This window comes from Flavobacterium cerinum (genome assembly GCF_004028155.1).
Classification (GTDB): domain Bacteria; phylum Bacteroidota; class Bacteroidia; order Flavobacteriales; family Flavobacteriaceae; genus Flavobacterium; species Flavobacterium cerinum.
This window is the reverse complement of sequence record NZ_SBII01000015.1, coordinates 70,659-94,427: the sequence shown is the minus strand read 5'-3', so window position 1 is coordinate 94,427 and position 23,769 is coordinate 70,659. Positions and strand designations below refer to the sequence as shown.

Below are 23,769 nucleotides of genomic sequence, written 5' to 3'. Positions count from 1 at the left end.
GATTAATGCACGAATAAAAATCTTGGGATTTTTCAAATAATAACTTTGACGTTATTCGTAGTTTTTGATTCATAGTTAATAGCTTTTCTCGGTTAATAAAACCATGCTTACGCATAATACAAATATTAACTTTAAATTTACACTAGCCTAATAAACCTCTTTTGCAATTCGGTAATTTAAAAAGGTAAAAAAGTCAGCAAAACTGCTATATAACAAACTTTTATAGTTAAAAATAGAACTCAGGAAACTACTCTTTTTTCAAAGTACTTTTTATCCTTTTAATTTCTAAATTTAACATTTCAATTGATTTAACACTTCGCATTTGATACTTATATAGTAGATAAATCATTATAAGAATTAAAAAAACAACAATGGAAATTATGTAGGAATATCGTGTTTTTACCTGTGTTAATTTTTGATTATGAACCTCTGTTAATTCATCGATTGAGTCATTGATAGACCTTCTTTCAGATTCTTTAATTATAAGCTGATTTTGCAAAAAGAGCTTATTGTATTTTTGATACTGCTGCCAGTCATTTACTGCAAGATAATTATTGGCGAGTCCATTATAAATACCTCTATTCAATATCAAATCTCCTACATTTTTTGATATTTTTAAAGCCTCCTGCAATACTTTAATCGCTTGATGATGATTCCCCTCAAGTGCATATACTTCGGCCAATCCTTTTTGAGCAAATGCTTTTAAGCTATTGGCATTTATATTATCTGCATTTTTAATTGACTGCAAAAAACTTTTCTTAGCAGACTCATAATCAGAGATAAGAATATAACAGTTGCCCTTATTATAATTGGCAATACTTAAATTTGGCTGTACCGCTTGTGCATTATTCTTTTCATATTTTGCTATTCCTTTATTAAAATAATCAATAGCTATATTACAATTAAGCTGTTCCTTATATATAACACCTCTAATAATATCGTTTGTAGCCTGCTTACCTAATGTAGACTCATTAATTGGATCTGAAGCAATTAGTTTATCACATTCATCCAGATATTGTATTGCCTTATCATAAACCTTTAATTGCTGGTATTTTACAGCCATTTTACTTAATACCTTAATTTGCAAATCAATATTATTGACCTTTTTTGATAATGTATTAGCCGTCTGGAAGTATTTTAATGATTTTTGGTAATCACGTTTTGATGAATAAGCATCAGATATAAGCATCAGTCCCATAACTTTATCCTCGATAGTACTTTCTGGATCTGTATAAATAGAATCACCTATTTTTATAACTCTATCCGGATTCTCGTAAACATCCAGCTTAGCTGTAGCTATAATACTATCGATCTTACGTTTGGATTGTGCATTACTATTTACAGCACTAAAAAATATCAGAGCAACAATTAAATAATTCCTTCTGTATATAAACATATGAGACATAGAATTATGCTTTTTTCTTATTTACTTCCTTACCTATCAGATCAATAAAAATAGTAGGTGCTATACCCGTAATTGATTTAAACACTGTTGCAAAGCTACTATGAGAAGAAAAACCACTTTCGTCTGCCAGGTAACTTATTTTATAATTTAAATATTCAGGTTCATTTTTAAGCTTTTCAATGATATAATTGATACGCAGTCTATTGATATAAGTATTAAAATTATCCTGATAATGTTTGTTGATTATTTCAGACAGGTATTTTGTATTTACATCAAAATGTGCTGCTAAGGTTGCTAACGACATGTCTTTATTAGTATACTTTGTAGAGCCCTCAAATCGCTTTAATTTTGCTAATATACTCTGTTCTGTTTCTGTAGGAATTGCTATCTTTTTATTTGGCTCTTTCTTATCAACATATGACTTAACTAATAAATTATTAGTCACTTCAAGATATCCTATGATTTCTTTTAAACGCTTTCTTTTTGCTTTATTTATACTGTACAAAACAGTAAAAGAAAATATAATTAACATTAAAAAAGCTAATGCAATGTAGCTGTATCTTACTAATTTATCTTTCTCATATTTATAATTAGCTTCCTGCTCTTCTCCTATAAAATTATACATAGAATTAACAGCTTCTATTTCCATTTCGATAGATGCCGTATTTAATAATAGAAACTTATCGTTATATTGCTGGTATCTAGGTTTATCGCTCAATGCAAGATAATTAACTGCCAATTGATAATTAATTTTTTCCAAAAGAGGAATATTATTAATCTTGGTAGCCTTATCTAAAGCCATTAAAAGTGTATCAATAGACTTTAAATATTCCTTTCTTTCATAATATATTTTTGAAAGACCATTTAGTATTTCGGTCTCTAAAATGATATTAGTTTTTTTTTGAGAATGATATTCCGAAAGTGCTTTTTCAAAATTTTTCTCACTGGTTTTATAATCATTTAAACCATTAAAAGACAAAGCTTTTATTAAACTCAAATTTTGTATTAATCCATAATTATCTGCCAAAACCGCATTGTACTTTACCTCTATATCACCTAATCGCTTAAGAGTTTCTTTATAATGAGTACGTTCTAAATCAACAAGCGTTTTTTCTAAATCAATTCTTGCATGAATATTTTTTTTAATCTCCCTGGATCCTAAACCGCTAATAGCAAATGATATATCAGACAAATAACTATCAACCTGATTATATAAATGCAGCTTTCTTGAAATTTCAGCTTTTAAAAATAGTATTTCAGCCTTTAATGAATCATTTACAATTCTAAAGTTTTTACTGGCCTCAAACACATAGTTTACTGATTTGAAATAATCGCCTTTAGTATCATAACTTCTGGCAATTAATAGATTTATTGCTACGCTATTTTCTTCAGATTTTGCTTTTTTAAGTAAATGATTTGCAATTTTAATTGTTTCATCAGGATCAGAAACAGCTAATTCACTGGCTTTTAATAATAAAAGTTTTTCTTCTGCATTCTCCTGCGAAAATAATGTTGCGCTAATAAAAAGCATAAAAATAGTTTGATATGCAGTGCCTAGCTTCAAAAACGTTTTTATAGTAAACCTCATTTATTTTTTTTGTGTTAAACTGTAATAAAATTAAGCATCAAAACCTACAGATATATCACATGGCAAATATAGTTACAATTAGATTTTATTAGTTTAAAATTAAATAACAATATAAGGGCAACTTTGTTACAAGTTTCTTATAAAGAACCATAAATTAATTGAAGTAAATAAAACATCAACAGTAAATCATATAGTTTGAATATTTTATTAAAATTACAATATGAATATAGTTTAATTAACGTTTTTTTTATTTAAATGGCGTTTTTAGAGAAAAAATTAGTTTAACAAATTCTAGTTAAAACAAGTTAAAAGTAAAAATATATCTTAAAGTTTTAACTTATATCACAATCAGTAAAAAATACGTTATAAAAATGATGATTTTTCTTCGTTTTAACATATAAAATCCTATAGTAAATTTTATCAATGATTCAACATATAATGTATTATATATGTTAAAATTATTTATATTTGAAGAATAACTTAGCTAAATATTAAAATTATGAAAAAAATTACATTAATGATTATTGTATCATTGCTGTCATTTTGCAGCTATGGCCAGCTGGCCCTGGAGGGTTTTGAGTCTCCATGGACAGGTGCCCCCCCTGCTCCTCCCGGAGGATGGGTCGTGCGAAATGAAGTAGGAACGGTTACCTGGGTACAAAGTACCTTAGGGAGCACCGTACAACAACCCGTGTATCAAGGTGACTATGCTGCTTTCCTTGCAAGGGAAGATGTTAACCCAGGTGCACCAATACCGAGTAACTGGCTAATTACCAAACAATTTAACGCTCCTATTAATGGGGAATTACATTTTTTCTCCAGGCTAACACAGCTTGGTGATCAGGGTGGTATTTACAAAACAATGATTGCTCTTGCTCCAAGCAGCACAACACCGGTAGCCGACTTAATCTGGGTAGATCTGCAAACATGGACAGAAGTTACACTTAATCCGGCACAGACAACCTATACGGAGAAAATAGTGAACATCCCTGCAACTTATACTAATCAGCAGATTCGTATTGCATTTATTATGCAGGGAGATAATAAAGACCGTTGGTTAATTGATAACGTAGAAGTAATCACAAGATGTTCTGCGCCTAGTACCCTTACTGCGACCGATATCACTCTTAATTCTGCTAAACTTAGCTGGGTTAACCCAACTGGCGTAGTCAAATGGGATATTGATGTAGTACTAGGTGCCGATACTCCAACTGGCGTTGGTGTAGAATACACAGGAAGCTTACCTTATCAAAAAAATGGACTTCTAGAAGATACCGAATATAAGTACTACGTTAGATCGATTTGTACCAGTGGCGGTAAAAGCGACTGGGTAGGTCCTTATTTCTTTAGTACTATTGCCAAAGGTGAAAACTGTACAGCGCCAATCGTTATACCTGCTGTACCGGGACTGCCTTACTCAACAAGTAATAATACAGCCAACTTCTCTGATGTATATGAAGGTACACCAGGAACAGGATGTGTGGGAACAGGTAGTTATCTTGCAGGTAATGATGTAGTATATTCTTATACTCCAGCAACTAGCGGTACTATTAACGTTAGCCTTTCAAACACAGGTGGTGCAGCAGGTGTATTTGTATATACAAGTTGTACTAATATTGGTGTTAGCTGTATAAATGGTGCTGTTGCAAGTGCCACAGCTGCCGGTGTTATACCTGCACTTGTAGTAACAGCGAATACAACTTACTATTTTGTTGTATCTACAAATGGAACTCCGCAAGTAACTCCATACACCTTAACTTTACAACAAGTATACTGTGCTGCTCCAACAGCATTAACGGCTGGTGGTCAAACAGCATCTTCTGCAAATCTTTCTTGGGCAGTGGGTACTGCTACATCATGGCAGGCAGTTATACAAACTGCAGGTACAGGACTACCAACCGGAGTCGGACAGACAATAAATACAAATACCGGGTACCTAGCAACACAAACTACAACGGGTACTCTTTTCACTCCTGCAACTAACTATGAATATTATCTTAGGGCAGATTGCGGAGATGGCACATTTAGTATCTGGACAGGACCTTTTGCTTTCTCTACAACGCAAATTCCCGGTACTATGCCTTATAGTGATAATTTTGATGGTGCTACTCATGGATGGTCTATACTTAATGCTGCACAGCCAAATAAATGGTATGTAGGTGCTGCAACAAGTAACAGCCCATCAAAATCATTATATATAAGTAATGATAATGGTATTTCAAACAACTATACAATAACTGTTAACTCTGTTACACATGCCTACAGAGATATTGCAATACCTGCTGGTATAGGCCAAATAGGTATTTCATTTGACATTAAATCCGGAGGAGAGAATGCTGCCGATTATGTTAGAGCCTGGCTTGTACCTACAAGTTTCGTTCCAACACCAGGTACACAAATTAGTGCCGCTAATAGCGGTGGTGTGGCAGTAGGAGGCAATTTTAGTCTTATCCCAACATGGACAACCCAGAATGTAGTAATAAATGGAGCTGCTTTTGGAGGATCTACTCGACGCTTGGTTTTTGAATGGAGGAATAATAATTTCACAGGAACTCAACCTGCCGGTGCTATAGATAATATTAACCTAAAGGCAGTTACCTGTCCTGCTCCTACCGCACTTACATTAGGAACAGCTACTGCTACAAGTGCTAATTACAGCTGGACAGCACCTACGGGCACACCTCCAGTAGAATATGAGTACTTCTACACTAGTGATCCATTAGTAACACCTACAGCAGCTACAGGACCTTTAGGAACCAGCATAACAACATCTGCAAATATTGGCCCACTTACATCGTCTCAAACCTATAATGTATGGGTGAGAAGCAGTTGTGGCCCAACAGATAAAAGTTTCTGGACCGGACCGGTAAGTGTAACAGTTCCACAAATCCCTGCAACTATTAATTACACTCAAAATTTTGATACTGGTGCTCATGAGTTTTCATTTGTTAATGGCGCACAGCCAAACAAATGGACCGTTGGTACTGCCACAAGTAATAGTCCAACTAAGTCAATGTATATTACAAATGACGGTACAACAAATACATATGTTAGTGTAGCCAGTGTAACTCAGGCTTACAGGGATATATTAATTCCAACTACTGCGGCAGAGATCAGCGTAAAATTTGACTGGAAAGCAGTGGGTGAAGATGATTTTAACCCTTATGATTTCTTAAGAGTATGGATGGTACCTGTAAACTTTGTACCTACAGCAGGAACACAAATTGCTGCAGGAGCTGACAGAGTACAATTAGCAGCTTCTCTATACCTAAAAAACACCTGGACAACTTCTACTTTTGACGTTCCGGTAACGGCATATCAGGGTCAGGCTCGAAGATTAGTATTTGAGTGGAAAAATGACGGTTTTGCAGATGTACAATCTCCTGCAGCCATAGATAACATTAATATAACTGTTGTAACTTGTCCAAAACCACAAAATCTTACAGCAATAAATGTTACCAATACTAACGCTACATTAGACTGGACTGAAGGCGGATCTTCTACAAGCTGGGAAATTTCGATCTCACCGATTGTAGGAACTACTATCCCTCCGGCACCAACAGGCGCAGGAACACCAGTAACTACAGATAGCAGCTATACCCCACCGGTAGGCACACTTGTATATGGTACATCTTATGTATACTACGTGCGTTCTAACTGTGGTGGAGCAAATGGTCTAAGCAACTGGGCCGGACCTTACAAATTCTCACTTAGGCCTATTAATGACGATTGCGCTAATGCAATTGTAGCTCCTACAAATCCTGCTCTTGTTTGCGCGCAAACAGTTAACGGAACTGTACTTGGTGCAACAGCATCAGCTGAAGCATCTACTTGTGGAGGTACTAAAGATGACGACGTTTGGTTTGAATTTGTAGCAACTAATACTGCTCATTTAATAAACCTTAATAATGTAACCGGTAGTACTACCGATCTATTCCATGCTGTTTATTCAGGTAACCAATGTGGCACTATGACACAAATGTATTGCAGTGACCCAAATAATAGTATCGCGAGCGGTCTTGTTGTAGGACAAACTTATAAAATAAGAGTATGGACATGGACATCTACACCTGATCAGACTTCAGCGTTCCAGCTTTGTATTACTACACCACCACCACCACCATTAAATGACGAGTGTGCAGGTGCATTCCCTGTAGTTGTAAACCCAACGCTTGTTTGTGCTCAAACAACAGCGGGTACAATATATTCTGCAACACAATCGCCAGAATCTACTACCTGTGTAGGTACAAAAGATGATGATGTTTGGTTCTCATTTGTAGCAACTAATACTACTCATAAGATAAACATATTAAACATTACAGGTGGCACAACCGATCTTGTTCATGCTGTTTATACTGGTAATCAGTGTGGCACAATGACACAACTTTATTGTAGTGACCCTAATGACAGCTGGGCAAATGGTCTTACTGTTGGACAGACTTATAAAATAAGAGTTTATTCATGGACATCGACTATTGGCCAAACCTCAGCGTTTGAAGTTTGTGTAGGTACACCTCCTCCTCCTCCAGTAAACGATGATTGTGCCGGAGCTGTAACTGTACCTGTAAATCCTACAATGATATGTCAGCAAACGGTTCCTGGAACAGTACAATCTGCTACTTCATCTCCAGAAGCTACTACTTGTGTAGGTACAAAAGATGATGATGTATGGTTCGAATTTACAGCAACCAATACTGTTCACATTATTGAACTTAAAGATATAACAGGAAGTACTACGGATCTAGTCCATGTATTGTATAGTGGAAATCAGTGTGGTGCATTAACTCAAATATATTGCAGTGATCCAAACTATAGTCTTGCATTAGGTTTAGTTGTAGGTCAGAAATATAAAATTAGAGTATACACAAATACTGCTACTCCTAATCAAACATCTGCATTTAATGTATGTGTAAGCACACCGCCTCCACCTCCAACAAATGATGATTGTGCCGGTGCTATAGTAGTACCTGTAAACCTTAACTCATCATGTACTCTGGTTGCAGGTGGCAGCGTATACGGATCTACAGCATCTCCGGAAGCCAATACTTGTGGTGGCGACGATGCAGATGATATATGGTTCCAATTTGTAGCTACAAACAATTCACACCTTATATCATTAATTGATATTATAGGCAGCACAACAGACTTATACCATGTAGTATATTCTGGTGACCAATGTGGCACTTTAACTCAGTTGTATTGCAGTGATGCAAACAGCAGCGTTGCAAATGGACTGATTATTGGTAATACTTATAAAATTAGAGTATATACTAATACTGCTACCATTAACCAAACAACAGGCTTTAATGTTTGTATAAGAACACCAAATACTCCAATTTCTGTGAATGTAACTCAGTTTACTCCAGAACAACTTGTTAACGAAGTACTTATCAATTCACCATGCGCTCTTGTAAGTAATATAACTTCAAGATCAGGTGCAACATTTGGCGATGTAGTAAGTCTTGGTTCTTTTGATGCCAATGGTGCAGATTTCCCATTTGATTATGGTGTAGTACTATCTACAGGAGGTGCACTTGCTGCCCAAGGTCCATTTGGAGGTCCAAATGTTGGTAATACAAATGATTGGGTTGGTGACAATGACTTAAATGCTATTATTGTTGCAAATGAACCTACACAATTAAGCGGTACAAGAAACGCGACAGTACTTGAGTTTGATTTTATACCGTTAACCAATCTGTTTAAGTTTAATTTCCTTTTTGCTTCAAATGAGTACGGAACATTCCAATGTACTTTCTCTGATGCATTCGCCTTTATCCTTACAGATTCAAATGGTGTATCTAAAAACCTTGCTGTAATTCCTAATACTAATATTCCTGTTGGAGTTACAACAATTAGAGATGGTATATACAATACAGGATGTGCTTCTCAAAATATTGCATATTTTGGACAGTATAACCTGAATGACCCTCTTGCATCAGCAATTAATTATAATGGTCAAACAAAACCATTAATTGCTTCTGCGGCAGTAATTCCCGGCAATTCATACCACATTAAACTGGTAATTGCTGATTATTCTGATGCTAGCTGGAACTCTGCCGTTTTCCTTGATGGAGGTAGTTTTGATATCGGCAGCCTGGATTTAGGTGGAGATTTACTTGTTGATACAGGAACAGCAATTTGTGATGCACAAACTGCTACACTTGATACACAACTTGTAGGTGCTAACTACATCTTTACATGGTTTAAAGATGGAGCTGTAATTCCTGGAGCTACTTCTTCTACATATCAGGTAACTGAATCTGGAAACTATGGTGTACAAGCAACATTTGCAAACATCTCATGTTCTTATGAAGGAAGCGTAGTAATTGAATTCTATCCTCCTGTTGAAGAAATTACAGGTGATCCTGCAAATCTTACAGTATGTGATGCTTCTGGTTTTGCAACATTTGATTTAACTCCAAATGTAAACGCAATCCTTGCAGGTACTACAACTCCAACAGACTTTGTAAACACTATACATACTAGTGAAGCTGATGCAGAAAGTGGCGATAATCCTATTGTGGATATTACCGCATACACTAATACAACTCCGGGATTACAAACACTTTGGATTAGAACATTGTATAATGTATCCGGATGCGTAGGTATTAAGCCGTTCGATTTAATTGTTCAGGATCTTACACCTGTATATACTATTAATCCTGATTTCTCAATATGTGAAGGAACATCAGGAACAATAAGTGTTATAATTACTGATACTGATACTACTCCGGTAACTTACACATGGACTAAAGGCGGAGCACCGCTTCCTGATACAACTCCATCAATCACGGTTACTGAGGCAGGTGCCTATACAGTAGTATTAAACAGAACTGGATGTACTACTACATCTACAGTAAATGTAGTTGTAACTCCAACACCGGTTGCTGATGATCCGGCCGATGTAACAGCTTGTGGAAGCTATATTCTTCCTACCCTTAGTGCAGGTAATAATTATTATGATGCAAATGGTCAAATACTATCTGCTTTTGATGAATTATTCCAAACTCAGGTTATTGAAGTGAGAGCTTCTAGCGGAACTACTCCTAACTGTACTGCTTCAAACACATTTAGTGTGACTGTAGTACCAGCTCCGGTAATAGAACCGATCGCTAATGTACAAGCTTGTGACAGCTATACACTTCCTGCAATTGTTGGCGAAGGAAACTACTTCACTGGCCCTGACGGAACAGGTACAGCACTTAGCGAAACTGATGTAATCAATTCGACTCAGACTATTTACGTATTCGCAACAAGTAATACACCAATGACCCCTCCTTGTACGGCACAAGTAAGCTTTACTGTAACAATTGACACTACACCTGTTGTAGATGATCCGGCTGATGTTACAGCATGTGATACTTACAAGCTTCCTGTTTTAGCTTCAGGTAATTACTTTACAGGTCCTGACGGAACAGGAACACCTTTATTAGCCGGTCAGGACATTACACAAACAACAACAGTGTATGTGTTTGCCCAAAACGGTAATTGTAAAGATGAGAACTCATTTGAAGTACTCATTACACCAACTCCGGCATTTAGCCTGGGCAGCCCACAAACTGTTTGTGTCGCTTCAAATGTTACAATAAATGTTACTCCAACTAACAACTTTAATGTTAATGATGCAACTTATTTATGGACATTAGAAGGTGTTGAGATCCCAGGAAACAACAGCATTGTTGCTTCAGGATTTGGAACATATACAGTAACAGTATTCATAGGTAACTGTTCACAAACCGAAAGCGTTAAGATATCACAGGATACCAATGGTATTGCTCTTATTATAACAAACGGTTGTGAAGGCAATACTTATATGATCGGTGTAACAGATGACCAGGGTTCATTCAATATAGACACTGCTAAGTATGCCTGGACGGGCCCACAAGGTTTTGTATCTACAGATCGTGAATTTACTGCAGCAGGTCCTGGTACATATACTGTAACAGTAACAGCTCCAGACGGATGTATTGGACAGAAATCTGTTGAAGTAACTGATACTAGCTGTGATATTCAAAGAGGTATCTCTCCTAATGGTGACGGACTTAATGATGAGTTTGACCTTACGGCGCTTAATGTCGCTAAGCTAAGTATCTTTAACCGTTACGGACAGGAAGTTTACAGCAAAAAGAATTACAAAAAAGAATGGTATGGCCAAGGTGGCAACGGTGACGAACTACCTACAGGTACTTATTTCTATATGATAGAACGTTCTAATAGTGAAACCACTACAGGATGGATTTATATTAATAGACAAGAGTAAACAATAACCGGTTAATATAATTTAGCCAAAATACCAGCAGGGCCGTTCGATGAACGGCCCTGCTTTTTTATATTAACGAATATTTAATGCTCTAAAAATCAATTTAAAAGTTCTTTAAAATTGTTAAGCACACAAAATAGTTAATTTATATATTATTTAAAACATTTATATATTGAATAAATAAATTCGTTATATTATTATAAATAAGTAAGAATATAACATTTCATATTCTTTTTGTTTATTTTGAACTATTAATAAGAATTAATATAAATAACATGTCTTTTTAGTTGATTTTTTTGATTAAGTTTAAAACTTAAACCTAATATTAACTATTTTTTATGAAAAAAATTACACTAATTATCTTCGGATTATTATTGTCATTTAACACTTATGCTCAGCTGCCTCTCGAGAGTTTTGAAACTCCCTGGGTCGGTACACCAGCACATCCTGTTAACTGGACAGTTATTAACGAAGAAGGACCTGCTTTTACCTGGGTTCAAAGTGCTGCAGGGAGTACCCTTCAGCCTGCAAATACAGGTAGCCATGCTGCTTATCTCACCAGAGAAACGGCAACTCCAGCCCCTAAGGACTGGCTAATTACACCTTATTTTAATATGCCTGCCAGCGGCCAGTTACGTTTTTTTTCCAGACTGGTACAAACGGGCGATCAGGGAGGTATTTATAAAGTAAAAATCTCTACTAATCCAGATCCCACAAATCTTGCAAGTTATACCGATCTGCAAACCTGGAGCGAAACAAGCTTAAACCCACTTCAAACCACCTACTTTGAAAAAATTATTACACTTCCTGCAATAACAGGTTCTGTACATATTGCCTTTGTTATGGAAGGCAGCGATTGTGACAGATGGTTAGTTGACGATGTAAAAGTTGTATCGCAATGTTTATCTCCAATAACACTATCTGTAACCAGTACAGGACTAAACAACGCCGTTCTTAACTGGATAAATCAAGGTGGGGCAACATCATGGAATATTGAAGTTGTACTTTCGTCTCAGTCACCTACCGGTAATGGAGATGTATATGTAGGTCAGCCTCCATACACAAAATCAGGACTTTTAGCCGATACTGAATATAAATACTACATCCGGGCAATTTGTAGTGATGGTGGAGAAAGTATTCCTGTAGGACCTTTCTTTTTTAGCACAGCGGCTCCTGGCGAAAGCTGTTCTGCACCTATACTCATTCCTGCTGCTCTTCCCTTTACAGACACAAATAATACTGCAAATTTCACTGATTTTTATGAAGGTATAGCAGGAACAGGCTGTAATGCTACAGGTAATTTTTTAGCCGGTAATGATGTTGTATATGAATATACACCTGCCGTAAGTGGCAACATACACATTAGTATTACTAATAACGGTGTAGGATCCGGGTTATTTATATACGACAATTGCACCGATATAGGTGTATCATGTTTAGCCGGAGGTACAGGTAATGCAACAACGCCTGTTATTATTCCTTCATTTGCTGCTACGGCAGGTAATACTTATTATATAGTTATATCTACAAGTACAGCTGCAGCAACTACGCCATATACTTTATCATTACAACAAGTATATTGTGCATCACCAACAGGCCTTACATCAAGTGATTCAAATGCTACATCTGCAAAACTTACATGGGCTGCCGGCACGGCTACATCCTGGCAGCTTGCTGTACAACCAGCAAATACCGGCCTTCCAACTGGCCCTGGACAGAATGTAACACAAAATACTGCCTTTAATGCAACCCAAACAACAGCAGGCGATTTATTTACTCCGGCTACTAACTATGAATACTGGGTTAGAGCAAGCTGTGGCAATGGTACATATAGTATATGGACTGGTCCATACTATTTTTCAACCACACAAATACCTGCTACACTAAATTATGTTCAGGATTTTGAAACAGCTTCACATGGCTGGTCTTTAAATAATGCTTCTCAGCCTAACAAATGGTCTGTAGGTACAGCCACAAACAATGGCGGTAATAAATCATTATATATAAGTAATGATAATAGCCTTAGTAACATATACACAATAAATATTAATGCTGTTGTACAGGCTTATAGAGACGTACAAATACCTGCCAATGTAAATCAGTTAAATTTATCTTTTGACTATAAAGGTATTGGTGATACAGCCGACTATTTTAGAATATGGTTAGTACCTACCAATTATATTCCAATAGCAGGAACACAAATAACAGCAGCAGCAGACCGTTTGCAGATAGGTGGTAATTTTACCAATACACCTGCATGGTTATCTCATAATGCCGTTATAAATGCTGCAGCATATGCAGGACAAATAAGACGATTGGTTTTTGAATGGAGAAATGATGCTTTTGGAGGATCACAACCTCCTGCAGCTATCGATAATATTAACCTCTCGGTTATTACCTGCTCTGCACCAACCGCACCTGTAATAGCTACAAACAGCCTTACTGATAGTCAGGTAACAATAAACTGGACTGCACCTACTTCTGCAGTACCTGGATATGATTATTATTTATCTTCAAATCCAACTGCTCCTACAGGTGCTACTGTACCTACAAATACAGCCGCTATTACTACTCCTACTACTACAATTACAACACTTACACCATCAAACTCCTATTATTTCTGGGTAAGGTCTAATTGTGGTCCTGGCGATGCAAGTACATGGACAGGGCCTTTAAGTTTTGTAGCGCCGCAAGTACCCGCAGTTATGAATTACACTCAGAGTTTTGATATTGGTGCACATGGATGGGCATTGAATAATGGCACACAAACGAACAAGTGGGCTGTAGGAAGTGCTACAAGCAACAGTACGCCAAATTCATTATATATTTCTGAAGATAATGGGATAACAAATACCTATAACGTCAATGCACAATCTGTTGTTCAAGCTTATAGAGATATACAAATGCCAACAGGGCTAAACCAACTTCTTTTATCTTTTGACTGGAAGAATATGGGTGAAGCCAATAATGATTATTTTAGAGTATGGATTGTACCTGCAACTTTTGTACCTACACCGGGAACACAAATAACCGCAGCTACAGATCGTATCCAGATAGGTGGTAACTTTATGCAAAATGGAAGCTGGTCTAGTCAGACCAGTATAATTAATGCCACCGCATTCAGTAACTCAATACGACGATTGGTCTTTGAATGGAGAAACAATACTACAGTCGGTACACAAGCTCCGGCTGCGATTGATAATATTAATCTTTCTGTGATAACCTGTATTGCTCCAACAGCACCGGTAATTGCTGCAAACAGCCTTACGAATAATCAGGTTATAATAAACTGGACAGCACCTACTACAGCTGTACCCGGATATGATTATTATTTATCTTCAAGTCCAATAGCTCCTACAGGTGCTACTGTTCCTACAAATACAGCAGCCATTACTACTCCTACTGCAACCATTACAACACTTACTCCTTCAAACTCATATTATTTCTGGGTAAGATCGAATTGTGGAACTGGAGACACCAGTATATGGACTGGACCTTTAAGCTTTGTGGCGCCACAAGTGCCGGCAGCAATGGATTATACCCAAAATTTTGATATTGGTGCACATGGATGGGCATTGAATAATGGCACACAAACGAATAAGTGGGCCGTTGGAACTGCTACAAGCAATAGTGCAGCAAATTCATTATATATATCTGAAGATAATGGCATAACCAATACTTATAACATCAATGCATTATCTGTTGTTCAAGCTTATAGGGATATACAAATGCCAGCAACATTAGACCAGTTACTTTTATCTTTTGACTGGAAAAATGTAGGTGAAAACAATACAGACTATTTTAGAGTATGGATTGTACCTGCTGCCTTTGTACCAACTCCGGGTACACAGATAACAGCAGCGGCAGACCGTATCCAGATAGGCGGTAACTTTATGCAAAATGGTACATGGACTAATCAAACCAGTGTAATTAATGCTGCAACTTTAAACAATTCTATAAGAAGATTAGTTTTTGAATGGAGAAACAGTGCTGCTACAGGCACACAAGGTCCTGCAGCTATTGATAATATTAATCTTAAAGTTATTACATGTCCGCAGCCTTCTAATATTGTAATGAGCGGACTTTTACCTGGTATTGCTACATTTACCTGGACACCAACTACTGTACCGCCGGCAAGCTATGATTATTATGTAGCAACAGATGCCATTGCACCAACTGCTGCTACTACTCCTACTGGCAATTCTCTAGTACCAACGGTAGTAGTTAACGGCTTACCTCCATCTACAAATCATAATATTTGGGTAAGAAGTAATTGCAGTGGAACAGATAAGAGTTTCTGGATAGGACCATTAAACTTCACTACACCACAGGTTCCTGCAACTATGAATTATACCCAAAATTTTGATATTGGGGTACATGGATGGGATCTGGTTAATGGTACACAAACCAATAAATGGGTTGTAGGATCAGCAACAAGTAACAGTGTTACGAACTCATTATATGTATCTAACGATAATGGTGTGACAAATAGTTATACCAATACTGCAGGATCTGTTGTTCAGGCATACAGGGATATCCAATTGCCAGCGACACTGGATCAACTGCTATTGACTTTCGATTGGAAATGTCTTGGCGATGCAGCCGATTATTTTAGAATATGGATGGTTCCTATCAATTACAGCCCGGTACCAGGCACTCAGATAACTGCTGGTACAGGACGTGTTCAGGTAGGAGGTAACTTTACCAATAATAATTCATGGGTAACTTCAAATACAATCATACCATCAGCAGCTTATGGCGGACAGATTAGAAGATTAGTCTTTGAATGGAGAAATGATACTTTTGGAGGCACAACTCCTCCGGCAGCTATAGATAATATTAGCCTTTCTGTTGTTACCTGCGTTGCCCCAACAAATTTATTGATGCCAACGCTCACAGCGACATCTGCAACGTTTACATGGACTCCTCCGGCTAGTGCGCCACCATCTTATGAATATTATTATTCATTATCCGGAACTCCACCAACAGCTGGCACAACACCTACTGATACTGTACTTACTCCTACAGCAGTATTAAATGGGCTTCCTGATTCATCAAACTTCTTTTTCTGGGTTAGAAGCAATTGCGGACCAACAGATAAAAGTTTATGGCTTGGTCCTTTTGAGTTTAGTACACCTCAGGTCGCTTCACCTTTAAATTATTCTCAAAATTTTGATGGCCCAACATACGGCTTGACAATTGTTAATGGCAATCAAACGAATAGATGGATTGTAGGATCGGCTGTAAATAACAGTCCTTCTAAATCTTTATATGTAACAAATGATGGTGGGTTAAATAATAACTATAGTACAGGCGCCGCTTCAGTAGTACATGCTTATAAAGATGTTACTATACCAACCGGAGCGGCTGAACTGGATTTTTCTTTTGATTGGAAAAACCTGGGGGAAACACCTAACTGGGACGTTATAAGAGTATGGAGAGTACCTCAAAATTTTGTACCTACAACAGGAGTACAAATAGTTGCTGGTGCCGGCCGCGAACAAATAGGCGGTGAATTTGTAGGCAATGGTAACTGGACTACTGCAAATTATATTCTTAATTCAACCGGATACCAAGGAACAACAGTACGTTTTGTATTTGAATGGAGAAATGATAATACTTTAGGAACTGGTTCCGGTGGTGCTATAGATAATATAGATCTTTCTGTAATAACCTGTCCTAAGCCTACAACGCTTACTGTTGCATCTGTTGGACAAACAGGTGCCACCTTTAACTGGACAGAAATAGGTACAGCCTCTGCATGGGAAGTTTATGTGGTTCCTGCAGGATCTCCAGCGCCAACAAGTACAAGTACAGGTGTTTCGGCGCCTGCTAAGCCTTTCATATATACCACACCAGCACTTAATGCATCAACAAATTATGTATATTATGTACGCTCTGTTTGTGGGACTAACGACAAAAGTAAATGGTCGGGACCTCTTGCATTTAAGACAAAAATAGCGAATGATGATTGTACAGGTGCTTATACGTTAGGTGTAAATGCACAAGGAGACGACTGTTTAGTTTCTTTAATGACATCTTATGACGGAGCGACAGCTTCACCTCAGCCTTTTGAATGTGCTGCATCAAACGGAGCTGATATCTGGTATCAGTTTGTTGCTACAGAAGATAGGCATAATGTTGAACTTTCAAGTTTCACAGGTGAACCAAACCCAGTTGTGATCGCTCTGTATGAAGGTGACCAATGCGGATCACTTTTACAACAAAACTGTAGTATTACAAATGTACTTATAGGTCAGAATTTAATTCCGGGAAATACTTATAAAGTAAGGCTTATTCTTAATAAGATAGCTCCTGTTTTAACTACTGAATTTAAGATTTGTATTAATACACCTGAGCCTCCTGCGGGAGAAAACCAAAGTGCCTGCACAGTTACTACTATAAATTTTGGTTTTGAAAACCCTGTTCCTTTAACTGTTTCGCCATATCCTCAAATGATAAATCAGAACACAGTACAGGGATGGAGAACTACAGCGGCTGATGACGTTATGGAATTTTGGCCAACACCAAATTATGAAAACGTAAATGCTTACGAAGGAAGCCAGTTCATAGAACTAAATGCTAACCTGGTATCTGGTATCTATCAGGACTACCCTACTCCACAAAGCACAGCATTTAATTATAGTTTTGCACACCGTGGAAGACAGGGAACAGATACCTGTAAACTACTTGCAGGACCTCCCGGAGGACCGTATGTAGATGTAACTACTGCTACAACTACTAATACTGCATGGGCATTATATACAGGCTCTTACACAACACCGATAAACCAGCCAATAACACGATTTATATTCCAATCGGTTTCAAGTGTTGGAGGAGTAAGTGTAGGTAACTGGCTGGATGCAATTGAATTTACCGCTAATAATAGTGTACTTTCAGTTAGCCCTTCTTTACTTAACTGTATTGATAATACTACTACAGTGTCTGCGGCAGGTTCAGGAGAATGGAGTGCTAAAAATGACAACCCTGGCGAAACTATTATTGATCATCCTGAAAGTAATACAACTACTATTACCGGCTTTACAGCAAGTGGTATTTATAGATTTGACTGGACGACTCAATATTGCAAAAGTACAATTGAAGTTATCTACGATAATGGAAATGTTGCTGCACCAGTAATAATTGCTGCAGTTGAGTATTGTATTGATGAAACTGCTGTGCCACTTACAGCTACTCCATTAGTAGATCATACACTTCAATGGTATACTGCGGCAATCGGTGGAACAGCCTCAACAACTACTCCAACTCCAGACACTACTGCTGAAGGTGTAGTTACTTATTATGTTTCTCAACTTTCAAATGCAAATTGCGAAAGCCCAAGAGTACCAATTGAAGTTACTGTTCATGCACTTCCATTGGCGCCTGTGACAACTGCAGTTATTGAATATTGTCAAAATATCACTCCTGCTCCGCTTACAGCTGATGCTCTTCCAGGACATACACTAAATTGGTATACCGTTCCTACAGGCGGCACTGCTTCGGCAACTGCTCCTATAGTAAATACAACTGTACCGGGTATAACTACATATTATGTGAGTCAGACTTCAGGGCAAACTTGTGAAGGCGACAGGGCATCGATTACTGTCACTATTAAGCCTTCAATAATACCTGTAACTAACTTTACTCTTACAGGCATTATTTGTAAAGCTGACGCCAATCCTGTTGCAGTTCTTACTACCGGCTCAACAACAGGAGGACATTATTCAGCTGAAACAGGATTAACCATTGATCCTGTTACAGGAGAAATTGACCTTACTGCAACTGCAGCGGGAACGTATCTGGTTACTTATACCGTAGATCCTGATCTTACTGTTTGTAATATCGGAAATTCATCTTCTGTATCTATAACAGTAACACCGCTTGCGGCAGCAGTAACTACATTCTCTTACACTACTCCGGTTTGTACATCTTCTGCTAATCAGACTCCTGTATTAGCTGCAGGCTTTACATCGGGCGGAACTTTTACTTCATCTGATGCGGGTCTTGCAATTGATGCAGCTACCGGAGCTATTAACATCGCTGCAAGTACAATTGGATCATATACAATAAGCTATGATGTTCCACAAAGTGTAGTTAATTGTGTAGCTGCCGGTAACGGTATTGCAACAATAGTTATTACGCAAACAATTACTCCTGTTACTGATTTTGATTTTGATCCTAGTTTCTGTTTTGGTGCAGCTAATGCAACGCCTGATCTTGCACAAGGTTTTGTTACTGGCGGTACATTTAGCGGTACAACCGGACTTAGTATTAATACAGTTACAGGTCAGATTGATATTGCAGGAAGTACATCAGGTACGCATACTGTGACTTATACTGTTACAGCAGATCCTGCAAATTGTAATACAGGAAATTCATCTAAGTTTACATTTACCATTAATGGCCAGATTGATTTCTCATTAGATGGGAAATGTAATGGCAGTACATTTATAATTTCTGCTACTCCTGCTGAAGGTTCATTTATTACTTCAGATGTTACTTATGAGTGGGCTACTGCTTCTGGTAAAATTGTAGGACTGGACAGTGAGAACTTTGATGTTAATGATTATGTAAACAGTACTCCTGAAAACGAAGTATTCCCTATTGAATTTACACTAACAGTAACTAGCAATGGTTGTGAGACTACAAAATCTTACCTTGTAGAAGATATAGCCTGTGCAATTCAAAAAGGTATCTCGCCAAATGGTGATGGCTTGAATGATAATTTTGACCTTAAATTTATGGGGGTTAAAAAGCTTTCTATCTTTAACCGTTACGGACAGGATGTATATACAAAAGGAAACTACAAAGATGAATGGTACGGACAAAGCAGTAACGGAAACGAACTGCCAACCGGTACATATTATTATGTTATAGAACGATCAGTAGGTGGTACAACTACCGGATGGATCTATATAAACAGGCAGGAATAATTTTTTAACTTCACACACATTTATTAAGCGTGGCTGTTCATTTGAACAGTCACGCTTTTTTATTGTATCAAATTCTAAATCAAACCCGGCAAATTCTCAATAAGCAAAAACTAAATCAATGGATATAAGTACCTTAGTGTAAAATATGCTAAAATGAAAAAAATTATACCTTACATAGTACTCTTCTTTACAATGGCTGCCTATAGTCAAAGTTATCAATGGCTAAAAACAGTTTCAATAGGTGCTGCTAATACACAAACAACTGGCTATGTTACTGTTTCTGATCATTCTGGAAATATATACTTCTCAGGATTTAAAGACACTCCTATATATTACAATGACCTTTTAGGGAACATCTATTATAATAAATATAACACAAATGGAGATGTTTTGTTCTCCAAGGTATTTACTGGTAAATGCAACCCCTATGCTATAAAATCAGATTCACAGGGAAATATTATTATAGCAATAGGTTATTTAGATTCGGTTACAATCGACACTACTTTTATTGCAGCCCCTAACAATAATATGAATTATTTAGTGGCAAAACTGGATACCAACGGTAATTTACTTTGGTACAAAAGACTTTCTATTACTGATGCCGATGTTGCCGATTTCAGGGCTATAGCAACAGATGGTGATGATGCCATTTATATCGGTTACGATAGTTTTATGGATTCATATATTACGAAATATTCTGCTTCCGGCAGTGAACTTTTAAATATAGAACAGCAAAATGTAAACAGGATAACCTCTGTAGCTGTTGATACCGAAGGTAATATTTATGCGGCTGGCGGCTGTGCGGGTATCGATTCTAAATATGCGGGTGTTGATGTACCGACAGATTTTAATTATAATTCTTATGTCGTTAAATATTCCCCACAAGGTACTTACCAATGGTTAAAATATATTGACGATATTACATGCCCGGATAGTCCGACTGTTTTAGCAAACACACCTGATGAGATTTATTTCAGCTCTTATTTATTTGTAAACACTGGCTTTGATGATATTGAAATAGAAGGCCCCGGGGATTTTTCTGAAGATATATTCATCTCAAAATTGAATGCATCAGGAAATTTCCAATGGGTTCGTGAAGCATCAGGAACAGGAAGTGTAACGATCGGGAATAGAAATTATCTTAACCTTGACAGTATGGGTAATATCTATTTTACGGGCAGTACTTCAGGCACTTTAAATTGGGGAAATGGAATAAGTACATCTATTATCTCCACAACCATACAAAATGATGCATTGGTATTAAAATACAATTCTGATGGAAATGTACTTTTTGCAAAAACGGCAGGCGGTCCATCTGAAGATAAAATTGATTGTATTACTATAAATGAATTGGGTGATATTTTTATTTCGGGTATAGCAACCGGAAATGTAAATTTTGATACCGTAGAACATCTCGCGCCAGAGTTTGAAAGCTATCCTTTTCTTGCAAAAATAAGTCATGGAACAGCCGGTATAAAGATTCCGGAAAGAGAAAATATTTTTTTATATCCTAATCCGACTTCCGATAATATAGAAATAAAAGGAATTGATGCAGGTATAAAAGGAATAATCATTACTACATTAGGGCAAAAAGTAATAGATTTCAATACAACTCCGGCCGCTCCAATTTCTATCGGCTCCTTATCGGCTGGTATTTATTTTATAAAGATTGAAGGAAATAAACCTTTAAAATTTATTAAACAATAAATTCTCTGCTATTAGAAAATAAAATCCTGTATCTCTACGGAATAAGCATCCGTTTTTAAGATACAGGATTTTTACTTTAAGGATTTTTATTCATCCTGTAATGCTTCATTTAAACGTTTCTTTTGTACACGTAATAAGTCGCGAACATCCCTTTCGGCATCTCGACTTACTTTATCTACCTTTTTAAAACGTTTTAAAAAATAGTCCATTTTTGTACTATCCTCAGCATTTAATTTTTGCGAAATCGCTTCTTTAAACTCAGTAAATTCTGCAACAGTGGTTTCTACTGTTTCATAAGAAGCTTTTAGCTCACTATGCAGTTCTTCAAGTTCCTTTACACCATCCCGGCAAAATGAAGCATTTTTTTTACTGAATTCTTTTCGAAGTTTTTTCTCCTTTTTGTCAAAAATTCCCATTTACTTATATATTGTTTATATCCTGCAAATCTTATAAGATTCATGTTATTGGGTATTACTGAAACATTATATTACTATTATATTACACACCGTCTCTAAAGCATAATATAAGCTATTGTTGTATATTAGTGTACCTAAATACAAACCAATGCCAACAGATACTCCACTTCGCAGAGCTGCCATTGTAGGATACAACCGTATTCCTTTTGCACGCAACAATACCGCTTATACTCAGGCAGGCAACATTGATATGATGGTCGCTGCCTTAAATGGGCTCATTGACCGCTATAATTTACAAGGTAAGGAACTTGGTGAGGTAGCCGGAGGCGCAGTGATTAAACACAGTTGGCAAATTAATCTCATGCGTGAATGTGTACTCCATACATCGCTAGATCCTAAAACACCTGCCTGCGATATACAGCAAGCATGTAATACAGGTATTGAATCGGCAATCTATATCGCTAATAAAATAGCACTAGGACAAATAGAATGCGGTATTGCCGGAGGCGTAGATTCAACCAGTAATGTTCCATTGGAATTTAATGAGCACATTCGGAAAATATTTTTGTCGGTACGTCGAAGCAAAGGTGGATTCGATAAATTTAAGCAATTGCTTAAAATCAAATTTAGCGACTTTACTCCTGTTGCTCCTGAAAATCTTGAACCGGGTACCGGATTATCAATGGGAGGGCATACCGAATATACAGCAAAACATTATGGTATTTCCCGTGAAGAACAGGATGCTTATGCTTTACAAAGTCATATAAAAATGGCTGCAGCCACAGATAAAGGATTTTTTAAAGATATGATCTCTCCTAACCTTGGTTTAGAAAGTGATAATAATATGAGACGTGACAGCTCAATGGAAAAACTGGCAAAACTGCGTCCGGCTTTTGATAAAGTAAACGGTACGCTTACAGCAGGTAACTCCTCCCCTCTTACAGATGGTGCTTCATGCCTTTTAATAGCCAGTGAAGAATGGGCAAAGCAGCACAATCTACCGATACTTGCTTACATAACGCATGCCGAAATGGGAGCTATAGAATATATTAAGGACAAACAGAATTTACTTCTTGCACCGGTATATGCCGCACCGCGAATGCTGAAAAAAGCAGGATTGACATTACAGGATTTCGATTTTTATGAAATCCATGAAGCTTTTGCTGCACAGGTGTTAGCTATACTTAAGATCTGGGAGAGCCCTGAACTATCTGCACAATTTGGAGTTGAAACGTTGGGCTCTATTGATAAAAGTAAATTGAATGTTAATGGTAGCAGCCTTGCAACCGGGCATCCATTTGCAGCTACAGGTGGTCGTGTTCTCGCAACTATGGCAAAACTACTTCACGAAAAAGGCAGTGGCCGCGGATTTATATCTGTTTGTGCTGCAGGTGGACAGGGAATGACCGTGATATTAGAAAAATAAACACTTATATTATATAATAAAGGCGGTCTTATAA

7 protein-coding genes are annotated in these 23,769 nt (G+C 37.1%); 4 read left to right on the top strand and 3 right to left on the bottom strand.

The window, feature by feature from the left end; translation table 11 throughout:
- Window positions 1-247 precede the first annotated feature (247 nt).
- Together EPI11_RS17440 and EPI11_RS17435 are read right to left on the bottom strand one after the other, a co-directional pair.
- Window positions 248-1,405, bottom strand: coding sequence for a tetratricopeptide repeat protein (locus EPI11_RS17440; protein ID WP_128391277.1), 1,158 nt, complete (start codon window positions 1,403-1,405; stop codon window positions 248-250).
- A 4-nt stretch (window positions 1,406-1,409) separates the two neighbouring features.
- Window positions 1,410-2,993 carry a helix-turn-helix domain-containing protein gene (locus EPI11_RS17435; protein ID WP_128391276.1) on the bottom strand — a complete coding sequence of 528 codons (1,584 nt, stop codon included), beginning with the start codon at window positions 2,991-2,993 and terminating at the stop codon, window positions 1,410-1,412.
- 499 nt (window positions 2,994-3,492) lie between these two features.
- On the opposite strand from EPI11_RS17435, the gene EPI11_RS17430 reads away from it, so the two are divergent.
- The 3 genes from EPI11_RS17430 (at window position 3,493) to EPI11_RS17420 (ending at window position 21,893) form a co-directional block, all read left to right on the top strand.
- On the top strand, window positions 3,493-11,253 hold the full coding sequence (locus tag EPI11_RS17430; protein ID WP_128391275.1) for a choice-of-anchor L domain-containing protein: 7,761 nt from the start codon (window positions 3,493-3,495) through the stop codon (window positions 11,251-11,253).
- A gap of 338 nt (window positions 11,254-11,591) precedes the next feature.
- A complete protein-coding gene (locus EPI11_RS17425; protein WP_128391274.1) occupies window positions 11,592-20,186 on the top strand; it encodes a fibronectin type III domain-containing protein in 8,595 nt (2,864 codons plus the stop codon).
- Window positions 20,187-20,339: 153 nt separating this feature from the next.
- A complete protein-coding gene (locus tag EPI11_RS17420; protein WP_128391273.1) occupies window positions 20,340-21,893 on the top strand; it encodes a T9SS type A sorting domain-containing protein in 1,554 nt (517 codons plus the stop codon).
- A gap of 86 nt (window positions 21,894-21,979) precedes the next feature.
- Here the strand turns inward: EPI11_RS17420 and EPI11_RS17415 are convergent, their stop codons facing one another.
- Complete coding sequence (locus EPI11_RS17415) at window positions 21,980-22,309, bottom strand: hypothetical protein (protein ID WP_128391272.1); 330 nt, start codon at window positions 22,307-22,309, stop codon at window positions 21,980-21,982.
- Window positions 22,310-22,457: 148 nt separating this feature from the next.
- On the opposite strand from EPI11_RS17415, the gene EPI11_RS17410 reads away from it, so the two are divergent.
- Window positions 22,458-23,735, top strand: a complete 1,278-nt coding sequence (locus EPI11_RS17410; protein WP_128391271.1) for an acetyl-CoA C-acetyltransferase — start codon at window positions 22,458-22,460, stop codon at window positions 23,733-23,735.
- Window positions 23,736-23,769 lie beyond the last annotated feature (34 nt).